General features: G+C 52.0%; 24 protein-coding genes and 1 tRNA gene. 15 read left to right on the top strand and 10 right to left on the bottom strand.

The features are described 5' to 3' along the window. Nucleotides 1-2 precede the first annotated feature (2 nt). Nucleotides 3-467 carry a hypothetical protein gene (locus IMY23_RS09405; RefSeq protein ID WP_192821840.1) on the bottom strand — a complete coding sequence of 155 codons (465 nt, stop codon included), beginning with the start codon at nt 465-467 and terminating at the stop codon, nt 3-5. A 229-nt stretch (nt 468-696) separates the two neighbouring features. Between IMY23_RS09405 and IMY23_RS09400 the strand changes: the two genes are divergently transcribed. The 3 genes from IMY23_RS09400 to IMY23_RS09390 all read left to right on the top strand — a co-directional run bounded on the left by IMY23_RS09400 (nt 697) and on the right by IMY23_RS09390 (nt 4,148). Beyond that, on the top strand, nt 697-3,141 hold the full coding sequence (locus IMY23_RS09400; protein ID WP_192821839.1) for a heavy metal translocating P-type ATPase metal-binding domain-containing protein: 2,445 nt from the start codon (nt 697-699) through the stop codon (nt 3,139-3,141). A gap of 4 nt (nt 3,142-3,145) precedes the next feature. Next, the gene (gene ccoS / locus IMY23_RS09395; protein WP_192821838.1) at nt 3,146-3,316 is read left to right on the top strand and encodes a cbb3-type cytochrome oxidase assembly protein CcoS; all 171 of its coding nucleotides are present in this window, start codon (nt 3,146-3,148) and stop codon (nt 3,314-3,316) included. 184 nt (nt 3,317-3,500) lie between these two features. Beyond that, nucleotides 3,501-4,148: a hypothetical protein gene (locus tag IMY23_RS09390; RefSeq protein ID WP_192821837.1), complete on the top strand. Its 648-nt coding sequence runs from the start codon at nt 3,501-3,503 to the stop codon at nt 4,146-4,148. A 128-nt stretch (nt 4,149-4,276) separates the two neighbouring features. Here the strand turns inward: IMY23_RS09390 and IMY23_RS09385 are convergent, their stop codons facing one another. Genes IMY23_RS09385 through IMY23_RS09375 form a run of 3 tightly spaced genes read right to left on the bottom strand, consistent with a single transcriptional unit; the run spans nt 4,277 to nt 5,629 of the window. Next, nucleotides 4,277-4,564, bottom strand: a complete 288-nt coding sequence (locus IMY23_RS09385; protein WP_192821836.1) for a type II toxin-antitoxin system RelE/ParE family toxin — start codon at nt 4,562-4,564, stop codon at nt 4,277-4,279. Then, on the bottom strand, nt 4,552-4,887 hold the full coding sequence (locus tag IMY23_RS09380) for a hypothetical protein (protein WP_192821835.1): 336 nt from the start codon (nt 4,885-4,887) through the stop codon (nt 4,552-4,554). The genes IMY23_RS09385 and IMY23_RS09380 overlap by 13 nt, the downstream gene beginning before the upstream one ends. A gap of 43 nt (nt 4,888-4,930) precedes the next feature. Further along, nucleotides 4,931-5,629, bottom strand: coding sequence for a hypothetical protein (locus tag IMY23_RS09375; RefSeq protein ID WP_192821834.1), 699 nt, complete (start codon nt 5,627-5,629; stop codon nt 4,931-4,933). Nucleotides 5,630-5,840: 211 nt separating this feature from the next. On the opposite strand from IMY23_RS09375, the gene ccoN reads away from it, so the two are divergent. The 8 genes from ccoN to hemN all read left to right on the top strand — a co-directional run bounded on the left by ccoN (nt 5,841) and on the right by hemN (nt 15,927). Further along, a complete protein-coding gene (gene ccoN, locus IMY23_RS09370) occupies nt 5,841-8,021 on the top strand; it encodes a cytochrome-c oxidase, cbb3-type subunit I (protein ID WP_192821833.1) in 2,181 nt (726 codons plus the stop codon). A gap of 305 nt (nt 8,022-8,326) precedes the next feature. Beyond that, nucleotides 8,327-8,536: a hypothetical protein gene (locus IMY23_RS09365; protein ID WP_192821832.1), complete on the top strand. Its 210-nt coding sequence runs from the start codon at nt 8,327-8,329 to the stop codon at nt 8,534-8,536. Next, nucleotides 8,526-9,422 (top strand): cbb3-type cytochrome c oxidase N-terminal domain-containing protein, encoded by an 897-nt coding sequence (locus tag IMY23_RS09360; RefSeq protein ID WP_192821831.1) that lies wholly within the window; start codon nt 8,526-8,528, stop codon nt 9,420-9,422. Before IMY23_RS09365 ends, IMY23_RS09360 begins: the two co-directional genes overlap by 11 nt. Nucleotides 9,423-10,480: 1,058 nt before the next feature. Continuing rightward, complete coding sequence (gene ccoG / locus IMY23_RS09355) at nt 10,481-11,881, top strand: cytochrome c oxidase accessory protein CcoG (RefSeq protein WP_192821830.1); 1,401 nt, start codon at nt 10,481-10,483, stop codon at nt 11,879-11,881. Nucleotides 11,882-11,948: 67 nt separating this feature from the next. Then, nucleotides 11,949-12,425 (top strand): FixH family protein, encoded by a 477-nt coding sequence (locus IMY23_RS09350; protein WP_192821829.1) that lies wholly within the window; start codon nt 11,949-11,951, stop codon nt 12,423-12,425. Between the two features lies 1 nt (nt 12,426). After that, a complete protein-coding gene (locus tag IMY23_RS09345; RefSeq protein ID WP_192821828.1) occupies nt 12,427-13,143 on the top strand; it encodes a sulfite exporter TauE/SafE family protein in 717 nt (238 codons plus the stop codon). Nucleotides 13,144-13,196: 53 nt separating this feature from the next. Continuing rightward, a complete protein-coding gene (locus tag IMY23_RS09340) occupies nt 13,197-14,072 on the top strand; it encodes a universal stress protein (RefSeq protein ID WP_192821827.1) in 876 nt (291 codons plus the stop codon). A 448-nt stretch (nt 14,073-14,520) separates the two neighbouring features. Next, nucleotides 14,521-15,927 (top strand): oxygen-independent coproporphyrinogen III oxidase, encoded by a 1,407-nt coding sequence (gene hemN / locus IMY23_RS09335; RefSeq protein WP_192821826.1) that lies wholly within the window; start codon nt 14,521-14,523, stop codon nt 15,925-15,927. A 19-nt stretch (nt 15,928-15,946) separates the two neighbouring features. Here the strand turns inward: hemN and IMY23_RS09330 are convergent, their stop codons facing one another. Continuing rightward, nucleotides 15,947-16,654: a DUF6766 family protein gene (locus tag IMY23_RS09330; RefSeq protein WP_225986465.1), complete on the bottom strand. Its 708-nt coding sequence runs from the start codon at nt 16,652-16,654 to the stop codon at nt 15,947-15,949. 106 nt (nt 16,655-16,760) lie between these two features. After that, on the bottom strand, nt 16,761-17,078 hold the full coding sequence (locus tag IMY23_RS09325) for a hypothetical protein (RefSeq protein ID WP_192821825.1): 318 nt from the start codon (nt 17,076-17,078) through the stop codon (nt 16,761-16,763). Between the two features lie 476 nt (nt 17,079-17,554). On the opposite strand from IMY23_RS09325, the gene IMY23_RS09320 reads away from it, so the two are divergent. Then, nucleotides 17,555-17,631, top strand: a tRNA-Arg gene (locus IMY23_RS09320). A gap of 49 nt (nt 17,632-17,680) precedes the next feature. Here the strand turns inward: IMY23_RS09320 and nhaA are convergent. Both nhaA and IMY23_RS09310 read right to left on the bottom strand, forming a co-directional pair. Continuing rightward, entirely contained in the window at nt 17,681-18,877 is a 1,197-nt protein-coding gene (gene nhaA / locus IMY23_RS09315) for a Na+/H+ antiporter NhaA (RefSeq protein ID WP_192821824.1), read from the bottom strand. A gap of 307 nt (nt 18,878-19,184) precedes the next feature. Beyond that, the gene (locus IMY23_RS09310; protein WP_192821823.1) at nt 19,185-19,883 is read right to left on the bottom strand and encodes a TVP38/TMEM64 family protein; all 699 of its coding nucleotides are present in this window, start codon (nt 19,881-19,883) and stop codon (nt 19,185-19,187) included. Nucleotides 19,884-20,151: 268 nt separating this feature from the next. Between IMY23_RS09310 and IMY23_RS09305 the strand changes: the two genes are divergently transcribed. From IMY23_RS09305 to IMY23_RS09295, 3 genes are all read left to right on the top strand, one after another. Then, nucleotides 20,152-21,291, top strand: a complete 1,140-nt coding sequence (locus IMY23_RS09305) for a cystathionine gamma-synthase (RefSeq protein ID WP_192821822.1) — start codon at nt 20,152-20,154, stop codon at nt 21,289-21,291. A 376-nt stretch (nt 21,292-21,667) separates the two neighbouring features. After that, nucleotides 21,668-22,354, top strand: coding sequence for a hypothetical protein (locus IMY23_RS09300; protein WP_192821821.1), 687 nt, complete (start codon nt 21,668-21,670; stop codon nt 22,352-22,354). Between the two features lie 135 nt (nt 22,355-22,489). Continuing rightward, on the top strand, nt 22,490-22,918 hold the full coding sequence (locus tag IMY23_RS09295) for a nuclear transport factor 2 family protein (RefSeq protein ID WP_192821820.1): 429 nt from the start codon (nt 22,490-22,492) through the stop codon (nt 22,916-22,918). Nucleotides 22,919-23,034: 116 nt separating this feature from the next. Here IMY23_RS09295 and bglX read toward each other — a convergent pair whose 3' ends face one another. Together bglX and IMY23_RS09285 are read right to left on the bottom strand one after the other, a co-directional pair. Next, complete coding sequence (gene bglX, locus IMY23_RS09290; protein WP_192821819.1) at nt 23,035-25,296, bottom strand: beta-glucosidase BglX; 2,262 nt, start codon at nt 25,294-25,296, stop codon at nt 23,035-23,037. Nucleotides 25,297-25,557: 261 nt separating this feature from the next. Further along, nucleotides 25,558-26,622: a family 16 glycosylhydrolase gene (locus IMY23_RS09285; RefSeq protein WP_192821818.1), complete on the bottom strand. Its 1,065-nt coding sequence runs from the start codon at nt 26,620-26,622 to the stop codon at nt 25,558-25,560. Nucleotides 26,623-26,665 lie beyond the last annotated feature (43 nt).

Here is a 26,665-nt window from a genome sequence, read left to right as displayed (position 1 = left end):
GTTTAAGAAAGCGCAGTTGCGCGGACAGATGCCAACTGTTGGCGGTAAACGGTAAAAGCGGTGAACAAAAGCAGCATAACTTTCAGGAGTTCCAGTGCCACGTAGCCAAAATGCAGGTTACTGGGCGGAGGCGTGTGGCCAGCTATGATTTGAACGGCCCTCACGTCAAGGGCAGGCAGCAGCCAGAAGGTTTGAAACAGGAGTATAGTGGCCAGAATGATGGCTGGTACCCAAGCCTTTCCATAGGCGCGGTTGAAGAGCAGACCAATCAGGAGAATGGCGCAGAAAACCAGTTCGCATTTGTTCAGCCACCCGAAGACCAGACGGCCAATGCCCAGCCCCAGGGCCAAGGTAATGTTAGGGGCGGTGAATTTGACGGGCGCCTCCAAGAAAGAAATGCCCAGGATCATGCCGGCCCACAACAACAGAGCCAGTAAGAGAATAAATGTTAGGGTTGCGTTTCGCATAAACGAGAGATTTAAGTGCTGCGAAGTAGAATATGACTTCCGTTTTTGGCCTCGTTTTCAGAAATGAAGCCGAAAACGGGAATTGCCGGAAAGCCGGATCTCTTTGTACAAAGATGAGGGAAGAAGTTTACCTGTAAAGCGGTAAGAATCATCTAAAAGAGTGATGTGCATCATAATTTCAGGGGACAAGCCAGGGTAATTTTGTGATTGATTCAAAGGCCGAAGACCCATGATTGAAACCGCCTGCCCCCAGATAAAAGAGCACTGCTACCACTGCGGCGATGAATGCACGTCTGAACCGCTGCACGTGGAGGAGAAAGCCTTCTGCTGCACCGGCTGCAAGGCCGTGTATGAACTGCTCTACGCCAACAACCTCTGCACCTACTACAACCTGGAACAGGGCGAAAAACCTGGCGTTGCGGTCAAAGAGGAAGAGGTGACCATGGGCCAGTTCGCGTATTTAGATGCCACGGCCGTGCGCAGTCAATTGCTCACGTTCCAGAGCGAGGCCCTGGAGAAAGTGCATTTCAAAGTGCCCAACATGCACTGCAGTTCTTGTATCTGGCTTCTGGAAAACCTCTATAAACTAGACCAGGGTGTGCTGGAGTCACGCGTGAATTTCCCCAGAAAAGAGATTTCCATTTCGTACCACCCGGCGCAGACCAAACTGAGCGCGGTGGTCACGCTGTTGCATAAAATTGGCTACGCGCCCACGCTTAACCTGGACAACCTCTCGGTTAAGAAAGAGAAAAACACCTTGGGCATTAACCTGCAGTTGGGCGTGGCGGGCTTCTTCTTCGGGAACATTATGCTGTTCAGCTTTCCGGAATACTTCGCGCTGGCAGATGAAATCAAGGAGACGTTTGGGCCGTTTTTCGGGTACCTGAGCATTGTGCTGGCCTTGCCGGTGCTGCTGTTCAGCGCGAAGGGGTTTTTCACGTCGGCCTGGCAATCTCTAAAGCAGCGGCACATTAACCTGGACACGCCCATCAGTCTGGGATTGGCGTCTTTGTTCTGTGTGAGTTTATATGACATCATCAGCGGAAGCGGCCCCGGCTTTCTGGATTCGTTTACGGGCTTGGTGTTCTTCATGCTGATTGGCAAATACGTGCAGCAGACCACCTATGACGCCCTCACCTTTGACCGCGACTACAAAGCGTATTTCCCTATTTCGGTGACCGTGCTGGAGAAAGGGCAGGAGCGCACCATGGCTGTGAAAGAACTCACGCCCACCAAACGCATTAGAATCAGAAACCAGGAATTGGTGCCCGCAGACGCTATTCTGCTCCGTGGAAACGCCTTTATTGACTACAGTTTTGTCTCGGGTGAATCTGTGGCGGTGCCCAAGGTGCCCGGCGAAATCATCTACGCCGGTGGCCGTCAGGTGGGCGAAAGCATTGAGTTGGAAGTGATTAAAGACGTATCGCAGAGTTACCTCACCCAGCTCTGGAACAATGACGTTTTTCAAAAGGAGAAAAGCTATTTCGGGGTGGGCACGTACGCCGACAAAGTGGGCGGTTGGTTTATCTCGGTGACCATGCTGATTGCCCTGGGCGCGCTGGTGTACTGGGTGCCCCGAGATACGGACATGGCCATCAAAGCCTTCACCTCGGTGTTGGTGATTGCCTGCCCGTGCGCCTTGTCGCTGAGTACGCCGTTCACGCTGTCTAACGTGCTCAAAATCTTCGGAAAGCAGAAGTTCTACCTTAAAAACGGCGATGTGGCCGAAACATTGGCCAAGGCCGATGCCGTGGTCTTCGACAAAACCGGAACCTTGACGGAAAGCGCCCAAACCGATATTCTGTTCACCGGAAACGTGCTGAACGCCCCGGAAATTACCGCCGTGAAATCTGTGTTGCAGCATTCCACGCACCCTTTGAGCCAGAGTCTATATCAGCAACTGCTGGGGCCGGTGTTGCCCGTGAGCCAGTACCAGGAAGTGGCGGGCCAAGGCATTACCGGCGTGGTCAACGGTCTGGAAATAAAGGTCGGTTCCGCCGAATTTGTGGGCGCGCAGCTTAACCAGACTACTAAAAATACGCTGGCCACCCGTGTGTACATTGCCCTGGAAAATGCAGTGGTAGGCTTTTACACCTTCAGCAACCACTACCGGCCAGGCCTGCAAGAATTGGTAAGGGAACTGCAAAAGCAAGGCAAACAACTGGCCGTGCTTTCCGGGGACAACGCCGCCGAGGCTGAGAACCTGCGCGTATTATTCGGCCCTGCCGCTGATTTGAACTTCAACCAAACCCCCGCCAATAAACTGGCCTACATTGAGAAACTGAAAGCCGAAGGCAAGAAAGTCATCATGGTGGGAGATGGTTTGAACGATGCCGGTGCCCTAAAAATGAGCGATGCGGGCATTGCGGTTACGTCGTCGGTAAACGGGTTTTCGCCGGGCTGTGACGCCATTCTGGATGCCGGTTCTTTCACGCAACTGGCCAAATTTCTGGTGTTCTCCAAGCGCGCGCTGTACGTGATTCTGGGTTCTTTTCTGGTGTCGTTTGTGTACAACATTGTGGGGCTGAGCTTGGCGGTGACGGGGCAGTTTACGCCAGTGGCTTCGGCCATTTTAATGCCCATCAGTTCCATTAGTGTGATTCTGTGCTCGGTGCTGGGCGTGCGCTGGGTGGCCTGGCGCATGGGCTTTTTGACTTCTACTTCTAACGCGTAACGCTATGACCATCATCTTTTTATTAATTGGCATCAGCCTCACGGTGGCGCTGTTTTTTCTGAGTTCGTTTATCTGGGCGGTTAAGTCTGGTCAATATGAAGACGACTACACGCCCGCCGTGCGCATGTTGTTTGAGGAAGAAAAACCTGCGGTGAAAGAAGAAGGAGGAGATTGATTTCCGTTTTCGGGCCCGTTTTCAGAAATGAGGCTAAAAACAGGAATTGGCAACTATGGCTCACCTTCTATGGCGCGGATTTACTTTCATGACTTTTAAGTGGCAAAAAGGCAAGTCACGGAAGTAAATCCGCGCCATAGTTTGCTCTAAATCCATTATCAAAAGCTACATATTATTAGAAACCATGAAACATCTCACCTTATATGCGCTCGCTTTTGTTTCGTTGCTGGGCTTTTCGGGCTGTCAGTCAGAATCGGCAGATGGCCGGTACAAGACCGCCGATGAAGACGTGATTGAAACCCAGATTGACGAAGACGCCAAAGCCTCTATTGACAGTTTGGCCAAAGCCACCCGCAAAGGGAAAATCACCTTCGCGCTGCCCGACACGCTCACTGACTTGCTCACGCAGCAGCGGCCCAAGGCCAAAGTAGCCGCGTTACCTGACCAGATTCTGGCCCAGAACCAATCGTTCGTCAAAGATCCGCTCTACATCATCGGGGATTTTAACGGTGACCAGAAACGCGACTACGCCGTGCAGGTGCTGGAGAATGATTCTATTCATGTGCTGGCGTTCCTGGATTTCGCGCGGCAGGCTAAACTGGTGAAGGTGGCCACGTATCCGGCGCAGAAACTGGCCAACGGTTTGTTTAGCGTGTATCAACTGCGCCTGGCGCCCAAAGACTCCGTGGTGACTGACTTCCGGAACCAGAAAAAAAGACCGCTGGGCTTGGATGGCGTTTCGGTGATTGAACAGACCCGCACCATTCTGTATGTCCTGAAAAACAACCGCTTCCTGCCGTTTGACCAGCAATTGCCTCCAGACCAACGGTAAGTAATTCTGGGGATAGGCAGCGTTGTGGTTGCTTTCTCTGAAGAAGCTGAGAGTAGTTTTGTGGATGGAAGAAGCATTCCCGTTTTCGGGCTCGTTTTCAGAAATGAGCCCGAAAATGGGGATTTATTTTATTTCTTGGAAGGATTTTGCCGGTTATCAAAAAAGGCCAGCAGGTAAATCTTTTCGTTCACTGATTTGTACAGCAGCGTGGTGTGGCGGTGCAGGACAAAACCTCTGATGTTCTTTTCTGGGTTTTCAATGGTACCTAGCGTGGGAAATTGCTGGAGTAATTCCAGAAATTGGAAGCTATGAAAAGTAAACTCCTTGGCTGCTTTCTTCCCAAATTCCTCTAAAAGGTAGGTTTGAATAGCCTGAAACTGTTGGGTGGCGCGTTTATGCCAAATTATTTGAGCCATGGGGCATTGGCTTTCACTTGGTCTTCATGGCTGAGCCAGGCTTTTGGGTCGTCAATCTCGGCTTCATTGTCCAGCACTTGTTGCCGTTGTTCTGCGCTTAAACTTTCCCAGATCTGGCCGGCGGGTTGCTGTGGGTTTGACAGCAGCATGAAAATGTTCTGCAGCAGCGCTTCGTCTTCGGTGCTTTCAATCAGTTTATGCAAGTCTTCTTTCAGGGCGCCCATGGTCTGCAATTTCTTAAAAGATACGGAGAAAGTGAAAGAAAAGTGTTTGGTAAGTAGTTTGGAGGTTGGCGTGGAAGTGTAAACAGAAAAAGACATCATTCCGTTTTCGGGCCCATTTTCAAAAATGAGCCCGAAAACGGAATTAAGATCTAAAATACTCTACCAACAGAAAAATTCCGTAAATCCAGCTGTTGTACAACAAGGTATAAACCAAGCCAAAGCCCAAACTTGCCAACAATCGGCCCTTGGTCTGGTGACTGTGCCGAAACACCAATCGCAAGGCCCTAAAGAAGACCCAATAGAGCATAGCCATAAACGCGAACACGGCTACCAACAGAACTTCGCCAAAGAGAAAAAGCACAACGCTCAGCACCACCGCCGCCAGTATCCAAAGCAAGATGCCAGCTAGCACTACCAGACAGCCTTCATCTCCACCGTCTAAGTCGCCCAAATCAAAACCACTTTTAGAAGAACCAGATGAATTACCGCTAGGGAAGGTGGGGGATACATCTAGAAAATTTGACCAACCGGTGCGTTTCTTGCTTGCGGTTGTCTCTCGCCGGAAGGGAATTCTGTCTGTGATGTTGCCTACTGTATCTTTTAATTTCACGCCTCTATAAAGCCCCGCGCTCACAAACCCAAAGAACGCCAACGACAACAGCGAAGTGGAAAGCAACGAGTTCTGGAAAAACGTATGGTGTCGGCCAAGGCCGAATAAATACACGCTTAAGACGGTAAGCCCCAGAACCAGCAGCGTGAGCGTGAAAACGGTGGAAGAATTAAGAAATGGGCGCGAGGTTCTGATGGTAGGAGCTTTAGGTTGAGTGCGAGAGTTATTCAAAATAAATTGAATTTCCAGACTTCACCTGTTAAGTGATGTATTAATTTTTTCTGGGCCTTTAATTGTACGGCGCTAGCTCCACTTTTTAATCGTTTTAGCCCTTTCGCCTTTACCTCCCTTTTTGACATCAATCACCCGCGCAACTGACAACCGTCATCTTTTTCCCTGGCGGTACTCCTGACATTTGTAGTGTTCAATAAACACCACGTACATGTCAACGCTAACCCTCACCAAACCCAATCCGCCGCTCCGGAAAACCGACGACCCCAGTTGGGTAGATACCTTCTTCTATGACAACAAGATTGTCAGGGACTTTGCGTACGCCACCTTGTTCTGGGGAATAGCCGGTATGATGATCGGCGTGCTGATCGCTTTCCAGCTGGCGCGGCCAGAACTGAACATGGGCACCGAGTACACCACCTTCGGGCGGGTACGGCCCTTGCACACCAACGCCGTGATTTTCGCCTTTGTGGGCAACGGTATTTTCATGGGGGTGTATTACAGTTTGCAGCGCCTCTGCAAAACCCGCATGTATTCAGATGTGCTCAGTAAAATCCATTTCTGGGCCTGGCAGTTGATTATTGTAGCTGCCGTGATTACGCTGCCCTTGGGCTACACCACTTCTAAAGAATACGCTGAATTAGAGTGGCCCATTGACATTGCCATTACGGTAGTGTGGGTAGTGTTCGGCTGGAACATGTTCGGAACCATTCTGAAACGCCGCGAGCGCCACCTGTACGTGGGTATCTGGTTTTACATTGCTACTTTTTTGACCGTGGCGGTGCTACACATTGTGAACTCCTACGAGATTCCGGTGACGTTCATGAAAAGCTACTCTGGTTACGCCGGGGTGCAAGATGCGCTGGTGCAGTGGTGGTATGGCCACAACGCAGTCGCATTCTTTTTGACCACGCCGTACCTGGGCATGATGTATTACTTCCTGCCCAAGGCGGCTAATCGTCCGGTATATTCTTATAGATTATCCATCATCCACTTCTGGTCCTTGATTTTCATTTACATTTGGGCCGGTCCGCACCATTTGCTGTACACGTCTTTGCCCGATTGGGCGCAGAGTTTGGGCGTGGTGTTCTCGGTGATGCTTTTGGCGCCTAGCTGGGGCGGGATGATTAACGGCCTCCTGACCTTGCGCGGTGCCTGGGACAAAGTGCGCGAAGAGCCGGTGCTTAAGTTCATGGTAGTGGCTATCACGGCCTACGGTATGGCTACGTTTGAAGGCCCTATGCTGTCGCTGAAAAACGTGAACGCCATTGCTCACTTTACAGACTGGATAGTAGCACACGTACACGTAGGCGCACTAGGCTGGAACGGGTTCCTGACCTTCGGGATTATCTATTGGCTGTTGCCGCGCATTTTTCAGACTAAACTATATTCTAAAAAACTGGCCAATGTGCACTTCTGGTTAGGTACGCTGGGGATTCTGTTCTACGCCATTCCTATGTACTGGGCCGGTTTCACCCAAGGCTTAATGTGGAAACAGTTTAACCAAGACGGCCTGTTGCAATACTCTAACTTCTTAGAGACCGTGCTGCAATTGGTGCCTATGTATTACCTGCGTGGTATTGGGGGCGTGTTGTACCTGGGCGGTGTGTTTGTGATGCTCTACAACGTGATTAAGACCGTGAAATCCGGGTCTTTGCTCGCCAACGAAGAAGCCCACGCCGCGCCAATGATGCCTATGATTAAAGGCGTGGAGCATAAAGGACACTGGCACCGCTGGATTGAGCGTCGTCCTATTCAAATGGCGGTATGGGCCACCGTGGCTATCCTGATTGGCGGGGCTGTGGAGATGATTCCTACCTTCTTAGTAGAATCTAACGTGCCGACCATTGCTTCAGTGAAGCCTTACACATCACTGGAATTACAGGGCCGCGACGTCTATATCAAGGAAGGCTGTGTGAACTGCCATACGCAAATGGTTCGGCCGTTTAGGTCAGAAACCGAGCGCTACGGCGAGTATTCCAAAGCCGGCGAGTTTGTGTATGACCGTCCGTTCCTGTGGGGTTCTAAGCGCACCGGGCCAGACTTGCACCGCGTAGGCGGAAAGTACCCGCACAGCTGGCACTACCACCACATGTTAGACCCCACCAGCATGTCGCCGGGTTCTATTATGCCCGCTTACCCGTGGTTGTTTGAGAAAGACTTAGACACCTCAGACACACCGGTCAAGATTGAAGCCCTGCAGAAACTGGGCACACCATATCCCGCCGGCTACGCCCAACAGGCCAACGCCGACCTGCAGAAACAAGCTGCCCAAATCTCTGCCGAGCTGGCCAAGGAAGGCATAGAAGTGAAACCTGAGAAAGAGATTGTCGCCCTCATTGCCTACCTGCAACGCCTGGGCACTGACATAAAAGTGAAAACTGAAAAGTAGACACAAGATGTAAGCCGCAAGACGCAAGAGATGTGAAGTGGAATTTGAAGAGTTGAAGTCTTGCGTCTTGTATCTTACATCTTGTGTCTCAAAAAGAAAAGTAGGAATTCCCATTTGCATGGGGAAAAAGGGAGGGTGCTGTTTTTGGCTTCGTTTGGGGGAATGAGCCCGAAAACGCCCCTACCTGTTCCTGCTTCTTTTACAAAAAAAAATTAGTCAAGCCCCAGGGGTGCTTCAAGCCAGGGAACTGGAACGAGCCCAACTTTTAACTCATAATTCTCAACTCTTAACTTAACATAAGAGCCATGTATAAAAATATACTGCAATCCATTGACGGCATCGCCATTTACCCAATTATCTCGTTTTTAATCTTCTTCGTGTTTTTCATCGGGTTGCTCTTGTTCGTGATTTTCTCAGACAAGCAGCACATTGCCGCCATGAGCGCCATGCCCCTGCAACAGCCTGAGGGCGAGGAAGTAGCCACGCCGTTAACCCACCTGCGTTATGAAAACTAATTTTACGCTCTCTTCTAAACCGGCCCTGGCGCTGGCGGGTGCCTGGCTGCTGAGTTTGCCCAGCTGGGCGCAGGAAGCTGCAACCGCCGCTGCCCCAGAAGCCGCGCCTGAAAGCATGTTCGGCATACCGGGCTTGTCCACGGCGGGTTTGCTGGTGCTCTGCCTCACGGGGCTGCTGTTAACGGCGGTGCTGGTGTTGGGCGGCATGGTCTTCGTGCAGAGTTTGCCGTTGCTGGAGAAACTGTACGCCCGCCCGGGCCTGGAGCACTCGTTCATGGCCCGCCTGATTGCCCTTTTGCGTGGCGATGCCCAACTGCTCACCGGCAAAGCCACCGACGTGGTGCTGGACGACCATGACTATGACGGCATCCATGAATTTGACAATGACCTTCCGCCCTGGTGGAAATACAGTTTCTACGCCACCATTGTGTTTTCTGTGGTGTACCTGCTGAACTACCACGTGTGGGGCGGCAAACTGCAGGACGCAGAATACCAACATGAGATGCAGCAAGCGGCCCTGCTTCAGCCCAAAGACGGCTCGGGCAATGCCCAGGAAGTCACCAACTTCAAACCGCTCACAGACGCGGCTCTGCTGGAAGCCGGCCACGCCACCTACACCCAGAACTGCGCGGCCTGTCACGGCCAGAACGGCGAAGGCATGGTAGGCCCCAACCTCACCGATGAATTCTGGCTCCACGGCGGCGACGTGAACGATGTGTTCAAAGTGATCAAATACGGCGTGACCAGCAAAGGCATGGTGGCCTGGCAAAGCAAACTCTCAGATGACCAGATTCTGGAAGTGTCCAGCTACCTCCTCAGCCTGCAAGGCACCAAACCCGCCAACGGCAAAGCCCCGCAAGGCGAGAAATATGAAGGAAAGAAGTAATTATTGTTAGTGTTTAATGGGAGAGATGCGGAATTTCCGCACATCTCTTGAACGAAAGGGAATGCTCAATGGGCATTCCTTTTTTGTTTTGGGAATGTTCATTCATTGCTTTTTACGCATTTCGTCCCCCTTCAAAGGGGGACGGAACGCGCCATAAAACGTATGTAATTAAAGTTTTCCAAGTCTTGAAATTTGGGTCGAAAAGGTAAGGGCTAGTTTCCGTTTTCGGCTTCATTTTCTGAAATGAGGCCGAAAACGCAAGTCACCCAGCTCTTTCGGATTTACCAATCCGAAAGTTATCTGTCGGGGATTTCCTAATCCCCGTTTTCTAGCAGCGGGGATTAGGAAATCCCCGACAGAGTGGTTCGGGATTGGTAAATCCCGAACAGCATAGATAGCATAAAAAAACTCCCGCAAGTTTAGCGCCAGCGTAACTTGTGGGAATGCACCGAGTCAGTTTATCAACTGACGTAAGTTTATAAACTTACAACGTGTGCTGCCACAAGTTACGCTAGCGCTAAACTTGCGGCAGGTGAAGCCCTTGTGTTATCAACATCCGTTTTTGGCTCCATTTCCAGAAATGAGCCCGAAAACGCTTTTTACATTTTTATGTCTTATTTACACGCATTCCGTCCCCCTTTGAAGGGGGTAGGGGGATGATTTCTTGTGCAGGTAAGGGCACTTCTGGATTCCTTCCGTTGTCTGGAGTCTTCCGCAAGATGACTCCAAATATAGGACAAAGGAGCAATGCGTGGTAGAGACAAGGCACTGCCTTGTCTCTACAGGTGGAGGTTCCGACAAACGCCCGCCCAAAGGACCTCGTAGTGTGCGCAGCTCCTACGAGTGTCTCCGCCAACGTCCGTTTTCGGCCTCGTTTCCAGAAATGAGCCCGAAAACGCACGTCATCGTTTTTACATCCCCACCTCTCCACATCGCCTTTGACAAGAATCACTGCGCTACATGACCGGCGTCATCTTCTGGCTGGGGCAAAACCCTGAATTTTGTAGGGTAGAAAGGAGAAGACCCTTTCTGAGTGCAACCCCCAAACAGAGAAAGAAATGAGCCAGGTAGTAGTAGATCATGACGCCTTCCGGGATACCATTGCCACCGTTGACAAAGACGGCAAACGCGTGTGGGTGTACCCCAAGAAGCCCAGCGGAAAGTTCTACAACTACCGCAAGCTGGTAAGCTATGGCTTTCTGGCGCTTCTGTTCATAGGCCCGTTCCTGAAAATCAATGATTTGCCGGTGTTGATGCTCAATTTGCCCGAGCGCAAGTTCATCATCATGGGCATGATTTTCTGGCCGCAGGATTTCTTTATTCTGCTGGTGGGGTTCATGGCCTTTGTGCTGTTCATCATTCTGTTCACCATTGTGTTTGGGCGCGTGTTCTGCGGCTGGGTGTGCCCCCAGACCATTTTCATGGAAATGGTGTTCCGGCGCATTGAGTACTGGATTGAGGGCGATTTCAACAAGCAGAAAGCCCTGGACAAAGCCCCACTCACCTTTGAGAAATTCTGGAAAAAGAGCTTGAAGCACCTGGCGTTCCTGGCCATTTCATTTGTGATTGCCAACACGTTTCTGGCCTACATTATTGGGGTAGAGGAACTGCAGAAAATAGTGACAGACGCCCCCGCCAACCACGTAGGCGGCTTGTCTTCCATGGTCATTTTCACGGGCATTTTTTACGGCGTATTTGCCCGGTTCAGGGAGCAGGTGTGTACCATTGTGTGCCCCTACGGGCGGCTGCAAGGCGTCATGATGGACAAGAAAACCAGCGTGATTGCCTATGATTACGTGCGAGGTGAACCCCGTGAGAAACTCCGCAAAAACGTGGAACGCACCGCCGGCGACTGCATTGACTGCCACCAGTGTGTGTCTGTGTGTCCCACGGGCATTGACATCAGGAACGGCGCGCAGCAGATGGAATGCATTAACTGCACCGCCTGCATTGACGCCTGCAACAACATCATGGACCTGATTGGCAAGCCGCAGAACCTGATCAAATATTCGTCAGAGGAAAGCATTGCCCTGGGCACGCCCACCCGGTTCACGGCCCGCATGAAAAGCTACACCGTGGTGCTGGTCTTGTTAATGGCTGGGTTTGTAGCGCTGTTGGTGACCCGAAGCAACGTAGACGCCACCGTCTTGCGCACACCGGGCATGCTCTACCAGAAAAAAGAGAACGGCCACATCAGCAACCTCTACAACATCTCAGTCATCAACAAAACCAACGCGCCCATGCCCATCACCGTGAAAGTTCTCCGGCCCGCGGGTAAGGTGAAACTGGTGCGCAACGAGATGGTATTGCCCGCGCAGGGCATCACTGAAGGCGTGTTCTTCGTGGAGATTGACGGCCAGAAACTCAGCGGAATGTCTACGGAGATTGAACTGGGCGTGTATAGCGGCGATGAACTGATTTCCAAAGAGAAAACCAAGTTCCTGGGCCCGGGCAAATAAAATAAAAGACAGCAAACAAGCATAAAAATAACTGCTTCTGGTCAACGGGAGCTTACCCCTAGAAATCATGACAACAACTAGTCCAGCTAAGAAAAGTGGCGCCTGGTGGCCCAGGTTGATCATCACGGCCTTCGTGCTGTTCATCTGCTACATTGCCTTTATGGTGCGCGGCGCCATGCAGAGCGAAGTGAACCTGGTGTCAAAAGACTACTACCAACAGGAACTGGAATACGGCCAGCGCATGGACCAATTGAGCCAAACCCAGGCCTTGGCGCAACCGCTTACCATTGTGCACGCCGCCGCCGCGGAGCAAGTGAGTCTGGTATTTCCAGAGGCATTTAAAGGTCAGAAACTGAAAGGAAACGTGCGGTTTTTCAGGCCCTCAGACAGCCAGCAAGACATAGAAGTAGCCTTGGCTTTGAACAGTGATTTGCAGCAGCACATCAGCACCGCCCAACTGGCCAAAGGTTTCTGGCGGGTAGAAGTAAGCTGGCAGGCCGAGGGTCAGCAGTATTTCATGAAACAAGACCTTACGCTGGAGTAACATGATCTGGGCAGGGTTTTTATTCGGGATTTTGGGCAGTTTTCACTGCGTGGGCATGTGCGGCCCCATTGCCATGGCCTTGCCCATGGGCAAAGGCGCGGGGTTTTCCTTCCTTTCAGGCCGGTTGCTGTACAATTTGGGACGCATTATCTCTTATACTGCCTTGGGGGCGGTGGCCGGTTTGCTGGGCCAGAGTTTCCAGTTAGCGGGTTTTCAGCAGGGGCTTTCCATCTTCTCCGGGGTTTTGATTCTGGTGTTGGTGGTGGTACCGGCTGCCGTGTCTGGGAAGTTCAGACAAGTAACCGGGGTGGAGGCGCTGCTGCAAAAAAATCAGAAAGCCATGGGCCATTTTTTTAAGAATCCGTCTTGGTGGTCCATGGGCGCTATTGGTTTGTTGAACGGACTGCTGCCTTGCGGGTTTGTGTACTTCGCCATGGCGGGGGCGGTAAGCATGCCTAGCGTGCCGGCCGCCATGGGCTATATGGCGCTGTTTGGGTTGGGCACGTTTCCGTTGATGTTTTTGCTCTCGGTGTCTGGCAAATTGGTAGGGCCGGGGCTACGGCGGTTCTTTAAGAAGTCTATCCCGTACGCGGCCACGTTCATGGCGGTGCTGTTCATTTTGCGGGGCCTCAATCTGGGCATTCCGTACGTGAGCCCGCAACTGGCGCAAACAGAAGCAGGGGAGAAGCCCATTGCCACCTGCCATTCTCCTAGATAATAACTGCCCTTAACCGGGAAATAAAATACGTGTTCACGCTTAACCTATTGAAGATGAAAAAGATATTAGTACTCACAGATTTGTCTGACAACAGCGTGAACGCCTACCGCTATGCCGTGGAGATGGCCTGTCACCAAGGCGCCGATGTGTTGTTGGTCTTCAGTTCCAACGGCGCGCCCATGTCCATGACGGATCATTACCAGTACTCGCAGCGGCTGCATAGCTTCGCCAAGCGGTATGCCTGCCCAACCCGCCAGCGCGCCCAACCGCAGCACCTGGAATGCCTGCTCAGTCATGACCGTTGGGCCGAGGCGCTGCCGTTGCTGGTGCAGGTACATCAGCCGGATTTAGTGATTGCCGGTTCTGAGATGTTGGAAGTGGTGCAGGGAGAGCAACAGGCCTGGTCGTTGCAATATTTTGAACATTGCCCCGTGCTGTGGGTGCCGGAGAAAGCCGAATACAAACCCATTCAGCATTTAGTCTACGCCACCGACTTCACCGACCAGGACCCTGCCGTGGTGAGCCAACTGAAAACCCTGGCAGATCTGTTCCGGGCGTCTGTGTCTTTGGTGCATTTCTACCCCAAGTCTGACCGCAACCACCTGGCAGAGATCAAGCGCCAGGGCGAGGAATTACGGGGATTGCTGAAATCTTCTGGTGCCACGTATTTGCTGATGGAGGAAGAAGACCTGATTGAAGGCCTGCAGGAAGTGCTGGAGAAACAGCCCGTGGATTTATTTGTGATGGCCACCAAAGACACGCACCTGGCTCAGCAATACACGCAGCCCACCTACCGCAAAACCCAGTCGTGCCAGACAGCCATTCCGCTGCTCAACCTGTACCAGCAGAAACTGAAAAGCTGCGCCGGTTCTTGTTCTTTCTGCCACCATGAACATGAGTCAACGGCGCAGGCGGTTCCCGTGGCGTAAGGAGACTTTGTGAACGAAGCAAGACCCACCCCTAACCCCTCCTCGGAGGGGAATTTTCAGCACAATTAGTTGAAGATGATGTTAGTAAGTAATGGTCCTGATTTTTTAATACTTACGCATTCCATTCCCCTCCTCGGAGGGGTAGGGGTGGGTTAGTTTAAGTGAAGAATTCATCACATTTTTTATATCATCACGCAGGCATCCCAATTCGAACTCAGAAATTTTTGCCTATTGAATTAACATTCCAGCAACTCCCGTTTTCGGGCTCATTTCTGAAATTGAGCCCGAAAACGGGAGTTGGTTTTTCCGCTCAGTTCATCTTTCAACCAATAGGGTTTCCGTTTTCGGGCTCCAAATCTGAAATGTGACCAAAATCAGTGCGCGGTATGGTGTAGGTCATGTTTCTCAGGAGAAGGGGGCTGTAGCTTTGCAGTATAATTAGCTGAGCATGAACGCACTTCCCCTGAACACCGGCCTCACAGAGATCCAACGCATCCAGCAACAACTGGTACAGAAGTATGATGTGCCTGCGCCGCGGTACACCAGTTACCCTACCGTGCCTTTCTGGGATGCCACACCGCCCACGGCCAGCCAGTGGTTTGAGGTGGTGGAGCGCGTGTTCACGGAGTCTAACCAAGAGAAGGGCATCAGTCTTTATCTTCATCTACCATTCTGCGAGGCGCTGTGCACGTACTGCGGTTGCAACACGCGCATCACCAAAAACCACAGCGTGGAAGGTGGTTATATTGAAAGCCTGCTGCAGGAGTGGAGCTTGTATCTGCGCCATTTCCCGGAGAAACCCATCATCAGGGAATTGCATTTGGGTGGCGGCACACCTACATTTTTCAGCCCAGAGAATTTGAAACTGTTGCTGGACGGCATTTTTGCGCAGGCCGAAATTCATCCTGACCACGAGTTCAGTTTTGAGGGCCACCCCAACAACACCACCTCGGCCCATTTGCAGACCTTGTTTGACCTGGGCTTCCGGCGCGTAAGTTTCGGGATTCAGGATTTTGACCCGCTAGTGCAATTGACCATCAACCGCGTACAGCCCTTTGAAAACGTGGAATTTGTGACCCAGGAAGCCCGAAGGATCGGGTACGAGTCCGTGAACTTCGATCTGATTTACGGCTTGCCTTACCAGACCCTGACCAGCGTGTCTGACACCATTGACAAAGTGGCGTTGCTTATGCCAGACCGCATTGCGTTTTACTCCTACGCGCACGTGCCGTGGGTGAAACCGGGCCAGCGAAGTTATACGCACAAAGATCTGCCCAGCGGTTCTGAGAAACGGGCCTTGTATGAACTGGGCCTGCAGAAATTCAAGGAGTTGGGCTACTCAGACATCGGCATGGACCATTTCGCGCTGCCCCAAGACGCGCTTTACAAAGCCATGGAGAACGGCACCCTGCACCGCAATTTCATGGGCTACACCACGTGCCACACAGAACTGTTGATTGGGTTGGGCACGTCGTCCATCAGTGACGCCAAGTACGGCTACCTGCAGAACCAGAAGAAAGTGGAAGACTACAAAACTGCCGTTGCCAGCGGAGAACTGGCCATTTTCAAGGGGCATTTGCATACCCTGGAAGATCTGCGCACCAAAGAAATTATCTTGAACCTCATCTGTAAAGGCGAGCAGCCCATAGACCAAAGCCTGCTGGGTTCCCTGGATTATGATTCCAAAATTGCCCTGGTAGAAATGATGGAGGAAGACCTGCTCACCCTTACAGACCATGCGCTCAAAGTCAACCAATTGGGCAAAGCCTTCGTCAGGAACATCTGCATGGTCTTTGACCAACGCCTGCGGCAATCTTCCCAAGCCAACGAAAACACCTTCAGTAAAGCCATTTAAGCCATTCTGGAACGGTTTTCTACTCCATGTCCTGGTGGGCCATGTCTACGGGCTTTGACTCCGGCGAGCCTTTCTGCCTGAGGTAAATGGACAGCACCACAATAGAGAGAATGGCGATGAACTCACTCTGCCAGTTCTGTAAAGACTCAAACCAGAATCTGGACGTGGCCATATAGCCCCACAGGTCTACCGTTGGCTCCCCATGGTGCTGTTGTTCTATGTTGTAGACTTCCATTCCGCCGTAGGCGTGCAAAAAGAACGAAGCCAGAAACAGCAGAAAAAAGGCGAGGCTCAGCGAGTTTTTATAGAGCGTTTTCCAGAGCCCGCCGGCGCGCACGGGCCACGGTGCGTCTTTGTGTGGCTGGGGTTCGCGGTCCACTTCGTCTTCCTCGTAGGGCTTTTTAGACTCGGCAGATCCCTTCTGCCTTAACCACACCGTGAGCAGCACATAGAGGCCCATTTGCAGAAACTCGCTTTCCCAGTTCTCAAAAGTGGCCTCAATAAAATGTCCAGATTTTAAGTAGGCTCCCAACGCGAGCGGCGCCAGCTCCATCTGCTCCAGCTCGTCATTGTACTCATGCCAGCCAAACACAATCTGCCCCACCATAGCCAGCAGCACCAGACCCAGCGTGACCAGGCTCAGGCCGTTCTCATACAGAAACCTTTTAAGCGGCGAGGAAGAAGGCTGTGACGGCATGGCGGTTGTGTAAGTGAAACGAGTGAGCATACGCGTTTCATGCCAGTAAGTGACAGAGGCCCAAAAGAAAAACCCGTTTTCGGGCTCATTTCTGAAAATGAGCCCGAAAACGGGTTTTTTGACGAATTCCGGAAAGTTAGTCCTGCTCTTCTACGGGCTCAATGGTGGCTTCGCGCAGCAGGAAAAGAATGGTGACCTTGGTGAGTTGCACACTGTCCTCGGCGTTGTCATTGAGCAGCAACTGCTTGGCATGGCTCAGCTTTATTTTGCAATAGTTCATGATCTGCTCCTGCTCACTGGAATACCCCGACGACAGCAGCATGTGGCAGCTATTGATCACAGAATCTATGTGCTCGGTGAGCAACGGGTAGTTGGCCCGGTAGCTAATGTCCAGGGCGTTGATTTCCTCCAGCACCTGCCGCAGCTCCTGAATGTATTCCTCTTTAGTGGCCATTGCCTGGTGGTGGTTAATTTGAAAATGGTGGAAGCACCCGTGGCCTACTGCCTGCCAGCGCCTTTTTTCTCTGGTTGACCGCTTGTTTCTAGCGCTGGTAACGGCCAAACTCCGGAAAATATTCGCGCGGGAACCTCCCGGAACTGGCTCCCTTTCCTTCGGCTGCCATTCCAAAGGAAATGTACGAAGTTATCTGCCACACTTGCAAGCGGTGCGAGGCAATAGATTTTTCTGGTTCTTCAGGTAGATGCAGAAAACCAGAATTGTTGGGCGGCTTGCGTAGGCCAGCACCATCCGCAGACCCCACGGAGCATAACCACCTAAGGATTGTGGAAGCTTTGCCTGAAACAAGTTTTTTCTGGGAAACGTGCTGAAACACAGGCTTCCGGGGCAAGAGGATGATTTTTTCTTGAAAATATTTGCCTGGAACTTGCGTATAAAGGGGAACCCTGCTACCTTTGCATCACTAAATAACTGGTCACGTAGCTCAACTGGATAGAGCATCTGACTACGAATCAGAAGGTTAGGGGTTCGACTCCCTTCGCGACCACCATTTATCTTAAAAGGCCCTTCAGCTACAGCTGAAGGGCCTTTTTGTGTTTCTATAGCCCGTTGGTATGGCGCAGGGAAGCCGCGGCTTGTTTGTTGGCCACCACCCGCAGGGTAATGTACCCCAGAACCCCAGAGGCAACCGAGGCCACCAGAATGCAGAACTTAGCCTCAGTGTGGTAGGCCGGGTCTGAGAAGGAGAGCAAGGCAATGAAGATGGACATGGTGAACCCAATACCGGCCAGCAGGCCCAGGCCCACTACCATAGGCCAATTAACGCCCTGCGGCAAAACGCTTATTTTCAGTTTGACGGCTAGCCAGCTGGAGAGCAAAATGCCAACCGGTTTTCCCACGCACAAACCCAGAATCACACCCAGTCCCAGAGGGTTGAATATGCCTTCCACCATGCCTTCCTCAAACCTGATGTTGGTGTTGGCCAACGCAAAAATGGGCATGATCAGAAAGTTCACGGGCTTGGTGAGGGCATGTTCCAGTTTTTCCAGCGGTGACTCCGTGGCGTCTGGGGTGGTGGGGATGGCCAGTGCAGTGAGCACCCCGGCAATAGTGGCGTGTACCCCAGAATGGTGAATGAAATACCAGATGAAGAAACCGGGCACCAGGTAAAAAATCAACGATTTCACGCCCAGGCGGTTCAACACCAACAAGCCCAGAAATATGCCCAGGGCATATAAAAGGTTAGACACTTGAATGCCGGAAGAATAGAAAAACGCAATCACGGCAATGGCGCCCAAATCATCTACAATGGCCAGCGCCGTGAGGAAAACCTTTAAACCAATGGGCACCCGGCTCCCCAAAAGGGAAAGCAAGCCAATGGCAAAGGCAATGTCGGTGGCCATGGGAATGCCCCAGCCGCTGGCCGTATCAGTACCCGCGTTCACCAGAGCATAAATACCGGCGGGAATGAACATACCACCCATGGCGGCGAAGACCGGCAGGGCCGCTTTTCTGAAGGAAGACAATTCGCCTTCCACCATTTCGCGTTTAATCTCCAGGCCCACCAGCAGAAAGAAAATAGCCATGAGTCCGTCATTCACCCAAAGCAGGATGGGGTATCTAAGATGGATTTGGTCAGATTCATACCCCAGTTCTAGGCTCAGGAAATTGGCGAAAGCCGCACCCCAGGGAGAGTTGGCAATGAGAAGCGACACCACCAAGGCAATGATCAGAATGATGCCACCGGCTGAAGCGGACCTGAAGAAATCTGGAAAGACTTTTAAGTTTATGTTCATGATAGGGAATGGTTGATGCAAGGGGATTTAGGACGTGAAAAGAGGGTTTCCTTGGTAATACGGCAGGGAAAAACAAGGTGTTAGAAACCGCCTGGCCAGACAAACATACCCAAACTAGCCTTGGATTGCCAGAGAAAAGGGCATAAAAGACCACTTGAAGGCTTTAAAATCGCCCAAAATTATAAGCAGAAACGGCAGCTTAGGAGACTTGGAAACGGAAAGATGCAGTCTGAAAATTATTCCTGATTTATCGGAAAAGTCTTGTGTTATTTTGGGAAGTCAGGTTATAAAAAAGCGATTTAATATATTACCCTTTTTTTCTGGACAGTGCTTTTTTAATGGCCCGGTTCAGCACCAGGTACAGGCCGGCAAATGAGATAAGCACCAACGCCCCCATGAGCAGCTTGCCAGAGGTGCCGGCGTTGGGGTCCTGCAACAGGGCCAGCAAGTCCTGGGCCTGGGTGCCCACCCAGAAGAAGAACAGCGTACGCGGCAACATGCCCACCATGCTGGCCAGCAGAAAGCGGGTGCGCGGCACCTGCACCAAAGACAGCACAAAGGTCATGAACGCAAAAGGCAGCACCGGCGAAATACGGGAGAGAATGATCAGGCCCCAGCTCTGCTGCTGTAATTCATCGCGCACGCTTTGGGCTTTGGGGAACTGCTGCAGCAGCTTCTCCATCTTGCCCTGGTCAATAAGTTGCGCCATGCTGTAGCCAATGAGCGCGGCCACGCCGTAAGAAACCACCACGCCCGGAAATCCTTCCCAACCCAGGAAAAAGCCGGTGGCCAGCGCCACAAACGTGGTAGGCGTGAGGGCAAATGCCATGGTGAGCGAAACCAGGAAGTAGTACAGCAGCATTTGCGCCCACGTGAGCGAATGCATGAGTTCCTGGTTGTTGTACAGCCAAATAGCCAGGCCAGAGCTGGCCAACACCGGCACCACTACCAAAAGCAGCGAGTAGAGCACCGTGCCCGAATTCTGTTGCAGGAGTTTCTTCCACATAAACGTTAGCTATAACTAGGGCGGGGGCAGTTTTCCCTCCGTTTCCTCGCCGTGAATTATCATTTTAAAGCCAATGCGGCTCGGTTCGGTAGGATTGCCACCTGTTTTTGTAGGGAGTCTGTTGGGTGCGTGAAAGTAAGGAGTAAAAGCAATACGTCAACAGACTCACAGGGAAGTACGGCAAAATTGGTTGTTGGGCTGAAACCGGGCCACTGGAAACTTGTCGGCAATATCCTTAACTTGCGGACCATCCTTCGTATAACACACTATGAAATTCGGAACCAAAACCATACACGCGGGGGTAGAGCCAGATCCTACCACCGGGGCCATCATGACGCCCATCTACCAGACCAGTACCTACGTGCAGCGCTCCCCCGGCGACCACAACGGCTATGAATACAGCCGCACGCACAACCCCACCCGCACCGCCCTGCAGAACGCCCTGGCGGCGCTGGAGAACGGCAACCACGGCCTCTGCTTCGCCTCTGGCATGGCCGCCACTGACTGCATCATCAAAATGCTGAAGCCCGGCGATGAGGTGATTTCCACCAATGATCTGTACGGCGGCACGTACCGCATCTTCACCAAGGTGTTCCAGAACTACGGCATCAAGTTCACCTTTGTGCCCATGGGCGATATTGCCAGCATTGAGCAGTACATCACAGAGAACACCAAAATGATCTGGGTAGAGACGCCCACCAATCCGCTGCTCAACATCATTGACATCAAAGGCGCCGCCCAAATCAGCAAAAAGCATAACCTCACGCTGGTGGTGGACAACACCTTCAGCACGCCGTACCTGCAAACGCCCTTAGATCTGGGCGCCGATATTGTCATGCACTCGCTCACCAAATACATGGCCGGTCACTCAGACGTGGTCATGGGTGCCATTGTGGTGAAAGACCAGGAACTGGCAGACCAGTTGGCCTTTCTGCAGAACGCCTGCGGCGGAACGCCCGGCCCGCAAGATTGCTTTTTGGTGCTGCGCGGCCTCAAAACCCTGCACATACGCATGCAGCGCCACTGTGAGAACGGGAAAAAAATTGCCGAATACCTTAAAGGCCACGCCAAGGTGGAAAAAGTCTTCTGGCCCGGGTTTGAGAGCCACCCCAACCACCAAATTGCCAAAGACCAGATGCGTGATTTTGGCGGTATGATCTCATTTGTGCTGAAAGGCGACAAGCAGGAAGATGCCATCAAAGTGCTGGAAAAATTGAAATACTTCGCCTTGGCTGAATCTCTGGGCGGCGTGGAATCATTGTGCGGGCACCCGGCCACCATGACCCACGCCACCATTCCGCAGGTGGAGCGCCTGAAAGGCGGCTTGTCAGATTCCTTGATCAGGCTCAGCGTGGGCATTGAAGACGTGGAAGATCTGATTGCAGACCTGGAGCAAGCCATCGGGTAATTACTAGGAATTTCTCTTTTCAGAATCCCCGTTAGCAGAAGTGCTGGCGGGGATTTTCCGTTTTCGGGCTCATTTCCAGAAATGAGCCCGAAAACGCCTTGGTTGTTGGCTTCCAGATTTTGGGGCCGAAAGCATTTAATTCAGTTAGAGCTTGTTTAAATTTTGATTTTGTAGGCGAAAAAAGATAGCAAAAGGTTCTGGCGAAGCGTTTTTGCAGCGCAAAAGACAAATTTAAACATGCTCTTAGAGAGCAACCGGTAGAAAACCTTCCAAAATGCTAATCCGTTTTTAAGTAGAATTCCAGAATGGCCTGTGGTGCTATTCAGAAGTCAATCTGAAGAACAAAATCCCAACTCAATAGAAAGGAGTAGGAGCTATGGTTTTAGCCAATTGCCGGGCCCAGTTCACCGCCCAGGACTTTGAGTTTGTGGCCCGCGTGTTAGCCCAGAAACAAGGCAGCAGCGTGAGTCTGGTAGAATTGCTCTCTGACCCCGAATGCCGCGATGAAATGCTGGACCATCAGGCCCTGGTGCAAGTTCTGTTGTCGGGGAAAGGGCAGTTGTTTGTGTCACAGCACCTGTATTTCTACGTGCTGGCCCGCACCGTGCTCAAGCGCCAGGGCCTGGACGACCGCGAACTCTCTGACTACATTGCCGCCTTGCTCTGGAAATTTTCCCACACCCAGCGTCTGCATACCGTGCATGAAAAATTGCCCCAGAACTACCAGTACATGGTAGAAATGCTGGAAGCCCTGGAGACCGCCACCGCCGCCGAAGCCTTTTTGATACGGGTGCACATGGGCAATTACGCGCTCTTTCTGTCTGGCATGTTCAAAGCGTTCATTGAGCGGAGGCAACGCCGGGGCGCGCCAGATTTCTCGTTCTATGAACAGATTGGCAAAAGCAGTTTCAGGACCGCCTCTGAGCACAAACTGGCCTACCAACTGGAACTAACCCAAATCTACCACCAACTGGCCGACGGATTCCAAGTTGCCCGCCAGGCGCTCAATGAACTGGCCAGCCGTGTCTGGCGCCCAGACTCAGAGCCGCCGCTGGCGTGGTAGTGCCCAATGATTTTCCGTTTTCGGGCTCATTTCAGGAAACGGAGCCGAAAACGGAAAATTTAGTTTGGCCTCTGAATTGAAAACAGTTTCTGGCAATTTAAGTACCTTCCGGAAATATCAGCAACATCAACGTTTATGAAAAGAATTGTCTGCCTGCTGGCGCTTTGTCTGGCATTTATAGGTTCTGTGGCCGCGCAAACCAAGGATGAACGCAAGGTAGCCGCCGCGGTGGAGGCCCTGAAAAACGCCATGCTTTCCGGCGAAAAACAAGCCCTGCAAATGATTGTCGCCGACCAACTAAGCTACGGCCACTCCAGCGGAAAAATAGAAGACAAAGCCACGTTCATAGAAACCCTGGCGAGCGGGAAATCAGATTTCGTGACGATGGAGTTGACCAACCAAACCGTTCAGGTCACCGGGAAAACCGCCGTGGTGCGGCACCAAATACAGGCCACCACCAATGACAGCGGTACTCCCGGCACCGTGAAACTGGGTATTTTGCTGGTCTGGCAGAAACAAGGCGGCCACTGGAAACTGTTGGCCCGGCAGGCGTTTAAGTTGTAATTTATCTAACGAGTATCAAGATTTCCATTTCGTGCTAAAGCCAAAAACGCCCGCAGAACCAACGGGCGTTTTTGGCTTCGTTTCCGGAAATGAGCCCGAAAACGGGTAATTAAATGCTACAAGGAAGTCAAGGTAAACGGAAGTTCCTGCACGTCGCGGGAGTTGCCACCCACCATCACTTTGAAATCACCGGGCTCGGCGCCGTAGGTCATATCACGCCGCCAGAAGGAGAGGTCGGCGGTGGTGAGGGTGAAGGTGATGGTCTTTTTCTCACCCGGCGCGAAGGAAAGTTTCTGGAATTTCTTGAGTTCTTTCACCGGCCGGCCCGTGCTGCCCACCATATCTCGGGTGTAGAGTTGTACCACTTCTTCGCCGGCTACTTTCCCGGTGTTGGTCACGTCCACGGTCACGGTTAACGTTTCTTTGCCGGTGATGCTGCTTTTGCTCAAGGTTGGTTTTCCGTAGCTGAAGGTAGTGTAGCTTAAACCGTAGCCAAACGGATACAAAGGCGTGTTAGGCACATCGCGGTAGCGTGATTTGTACACGCGCTCGCTGCCAGGCTCAGAATGGTCGCCTTCATACATGCGGCCGGTATTTTTGTGATTGTAATACAAGGGCAACTGGCCCACGTGGCGCGGGAAAGAAAGCGGCAATTTACCGGCTGGGTTGTACTCCCCGAACAACACGCTGGCGGCGGCGTTTCCGGCCTCAGACCCTAGTGACCAGGTGGCCAGAATGGTAGGAATATTCTGGTCCAGCCACGTCAATTCCAACGCCCGACCGCTGCTCACCATAGCCACTATCGGCTTGCCGGTTTTATGGATTTCCTTCACCAAATCCAGCTGTACGCCCGGTAAACCAATGTCGGCGCGGGAACCGCCTTCTCCGTTCATGACGGCGCTTTCGCCAATGGCCATGATCACCACATCAGCATTGCGGGCGGCGGTTACGGCTTCGGCAAATAGGGTGGTGGAGTTGGTGTACAAATCGCAGCCTTGGGCATAGGTTACTTCGGCTCCTTTGGCGTATTTCTTAATGCCTTCCAGGAAACTCACGGCGTGCTGCTCTTCCCCGAAGAACGACCACGTGCCGTTCATGTCTGCTTTGTTGTTGCCCAGCGGGCCAATGACCGCAATTCTTTTGGTAGCCGCGGTTAGAGGTAGCACGTTGCCCTGGTTTTTGAGCAATACGATGGATTTGCGCGCCATGTCAAAGGCGGCACCCAGGTTTTCTTTGTTTCTTATTTCGTTTTTCTCGCGCTTGGTATCTGAGTACAGGTACGGTTTATCAAACAAGCCCAATTTAAACTTGAGCCACAATACGCGGCGCACCGAGGCATCCAGAACCTTGACATCCATTTTGCCAGACCGTACCATTTCCGGAATGAAGTTGAGGTAAGCCTCGCCCATCATGTCCACATCTGTTCCGGCTCTTAAGGCTTGCTCAGCGGCTTGGCCGTGGTCTTTGGAGTAGCCGTGGTGCACCATTTCTGTGATGTTCTGCCAATCTGAAATCACCGCGCCGGTAAAGCCCCATTCTTTGCGCAGAATCTGGTCCATGGTGAACATATTGCCCGTGGCCGGAATACCGTTGAATTCATTAAACGACGACATTAACGTAGCGGAACCCGCATCTAAAGCCGCTTTGAACGGCGGAAGGTAAATGTCCCGCAGCACGTACTCAGACATGTCGGTGGTGTTGTAATCGCGCCCGCCCTCAGCGGCACCGTAGGCCACGAAATGCTTCACACAGGCCGCCATGGTTCTGGGGTCAGCCAAGTCTTTCCCCTGGAAACCGCGCACGCGGGCAGCGGCAATGAGGGAACCTAAATAAGGGTCTTCGCCGGCACCTTCGGCGGTACGGCCCCAGCGGGAGTCGCGGGCAATGTCTACCATAGGCGCGAAGGTCAGGTTGATGCCGCCGGCCGTAGATTCAATGGCCGCCACGCGGGCGCCGTTCTCAATGGCCGCCAGATCCCAACTGGCAGACTCGCCCAAGGGAATTGGGAAAACAGTCTTGAATCCATGGATAATATCGGCGCCAATCAACAATGGAATGCCCAACCGAGATTCCTTCACCGCAATGCGCTGCAGTTTGCCAATGTATTCGGCCCCGTGAATGTTGAAGATGCCGGTGATCTTGCCGCTTTTAATATCTTGGTTGAATTTGTCTGACTGTGACGTTCTCACCGTGGGGCCGGTGTTGAACAAATCACCCACTACAAAGTTGAGCTGTCCTACTTTTTCTTCCAGCGTCATTTTGGCCAGCAGGTCTTCTATGCGTTTTTCAATGGGAGCCTGTTTTTGGGGCGGCGTAAAGGAAGAAAATGTTCCCAGGGAAAGTACAAACAGGAGGAGCGTAGCGGTAAACCTTTTCATGGGTTTTATTTTAGGGTTGTTGAAATCAGGAAGAAAAGCTTCCTGTAAAAATTAAAGAAAGAATACGGGCTGCAGGCCATCCTTTTACCAGGTTAATGGCTGCTTGAAATGCGTTTTGTACTAGATGTAGTCTTAATCTGGCGAAAGCATAGCTCACTGGGTCCATGTTCATCATTTACAGCTAATTTATTTCGTAGGAGTCCCTTGCGAACATTCACCTGGAAGTAGAAACCACACTAAACCATTAAGCAAACTGAACTGCTACCCAATACCATTTCCGGTTTTAACGTCCATGGTTTTGGTATAGGTCTGGCCGTTGTGTTGTACCTGCACGCGTACTTTCCCAGAAGATTTTCCCCAGTTGATCACTATTTCTGAGGTGTTATGACCCCTCACAATGGTGGCACCCTTTGGCAAAAACCAGGTATAAGTGGCATTGGCCAAGCGGCTGGTTTTGAACAGTAGGTTTTGCGCGGCAGGCCTCACCACAGCCGGACCCGTGAGCGTTAAATCTTTGAATTGTTGGTACACCCGCACATAGTCTACCTCCATGCGCGTGCTGGTCAGGTTGGGGTCAACGCCGTTTTTCTGCCCGTTGGTTTCAAGCGTCGGTTCACTGCCCATGTTGCCGCCCACGGCTATGTTCATGATAAGGAAAAAATTGTCATTCAACGGCCAGGTCTTGGCGTCTTTCACGGCAGGCGCATAGGTGTAATACAGCGTGTTGTCTACAAAGAATTTTATGTCATGGGGCGTCCATTCTGCGGCATACACATGAAAGGCGGTAGTAGCGTCTGGTACTTGCGTAGCGCCAATGTTCTGGGTGTTGCCGTAGCTGGCAGGCGTGTGCATGGCACTTTGTATTTTACCCGGAAGCCTGTCAATGTATTCCACCACGTCTATCTCCCCGCAGGCAGGCCAGCCTTTGGTAGAAACGCTTTCGCCCAGCATCCAGAGCGCGGGCCAGGTGCCCACGCCGGGTGCCATCTTTGCCTTGAACTCAACACGGCCATGGGTAAAGCTGAACTTGCCCTGAGTTTTCACACGGGCAGAAGTCCAGGTGCCGTTTTGTTTAATGGCCTCAATCACCAGGTTACCATTGGCCATGCGCACGTTGGCTGGTTGGTTGGTGTAATGCTGCAATTCACGGTTGCCCCAGCCATTTTCACCGGTACCCAAGTCATATGTCCACCGCGCCGGATTTGGAGCACCATCGCCCTCAAATTCATCGTTCCAGACTAATTCATTGAACGTACTGGTCTGGGCCACTGCCGGTGCGCCAAAGGCCAGGCAGAGGGTAAGGGCCAGATATTTAAATTTCCGCATTTTAAAGGGGATTCAGGAAAAGCGGGCCAGAAACAAGAGTGTC

The sequence above is a fragment of the Rufibacter sp. LB8 genome (genome assembly GCF_014876185.1).
GTDB lineage: Bacteria > Bacteroidota > Bacteroidia > Cytophagales > Hymenobacteraceae > Nibribacter.
The sequence above is the reverse complement of the archived record's forward strand: the minus strand, read 5'-3'. Positions and strand labels throughout refer to the sequence as shown.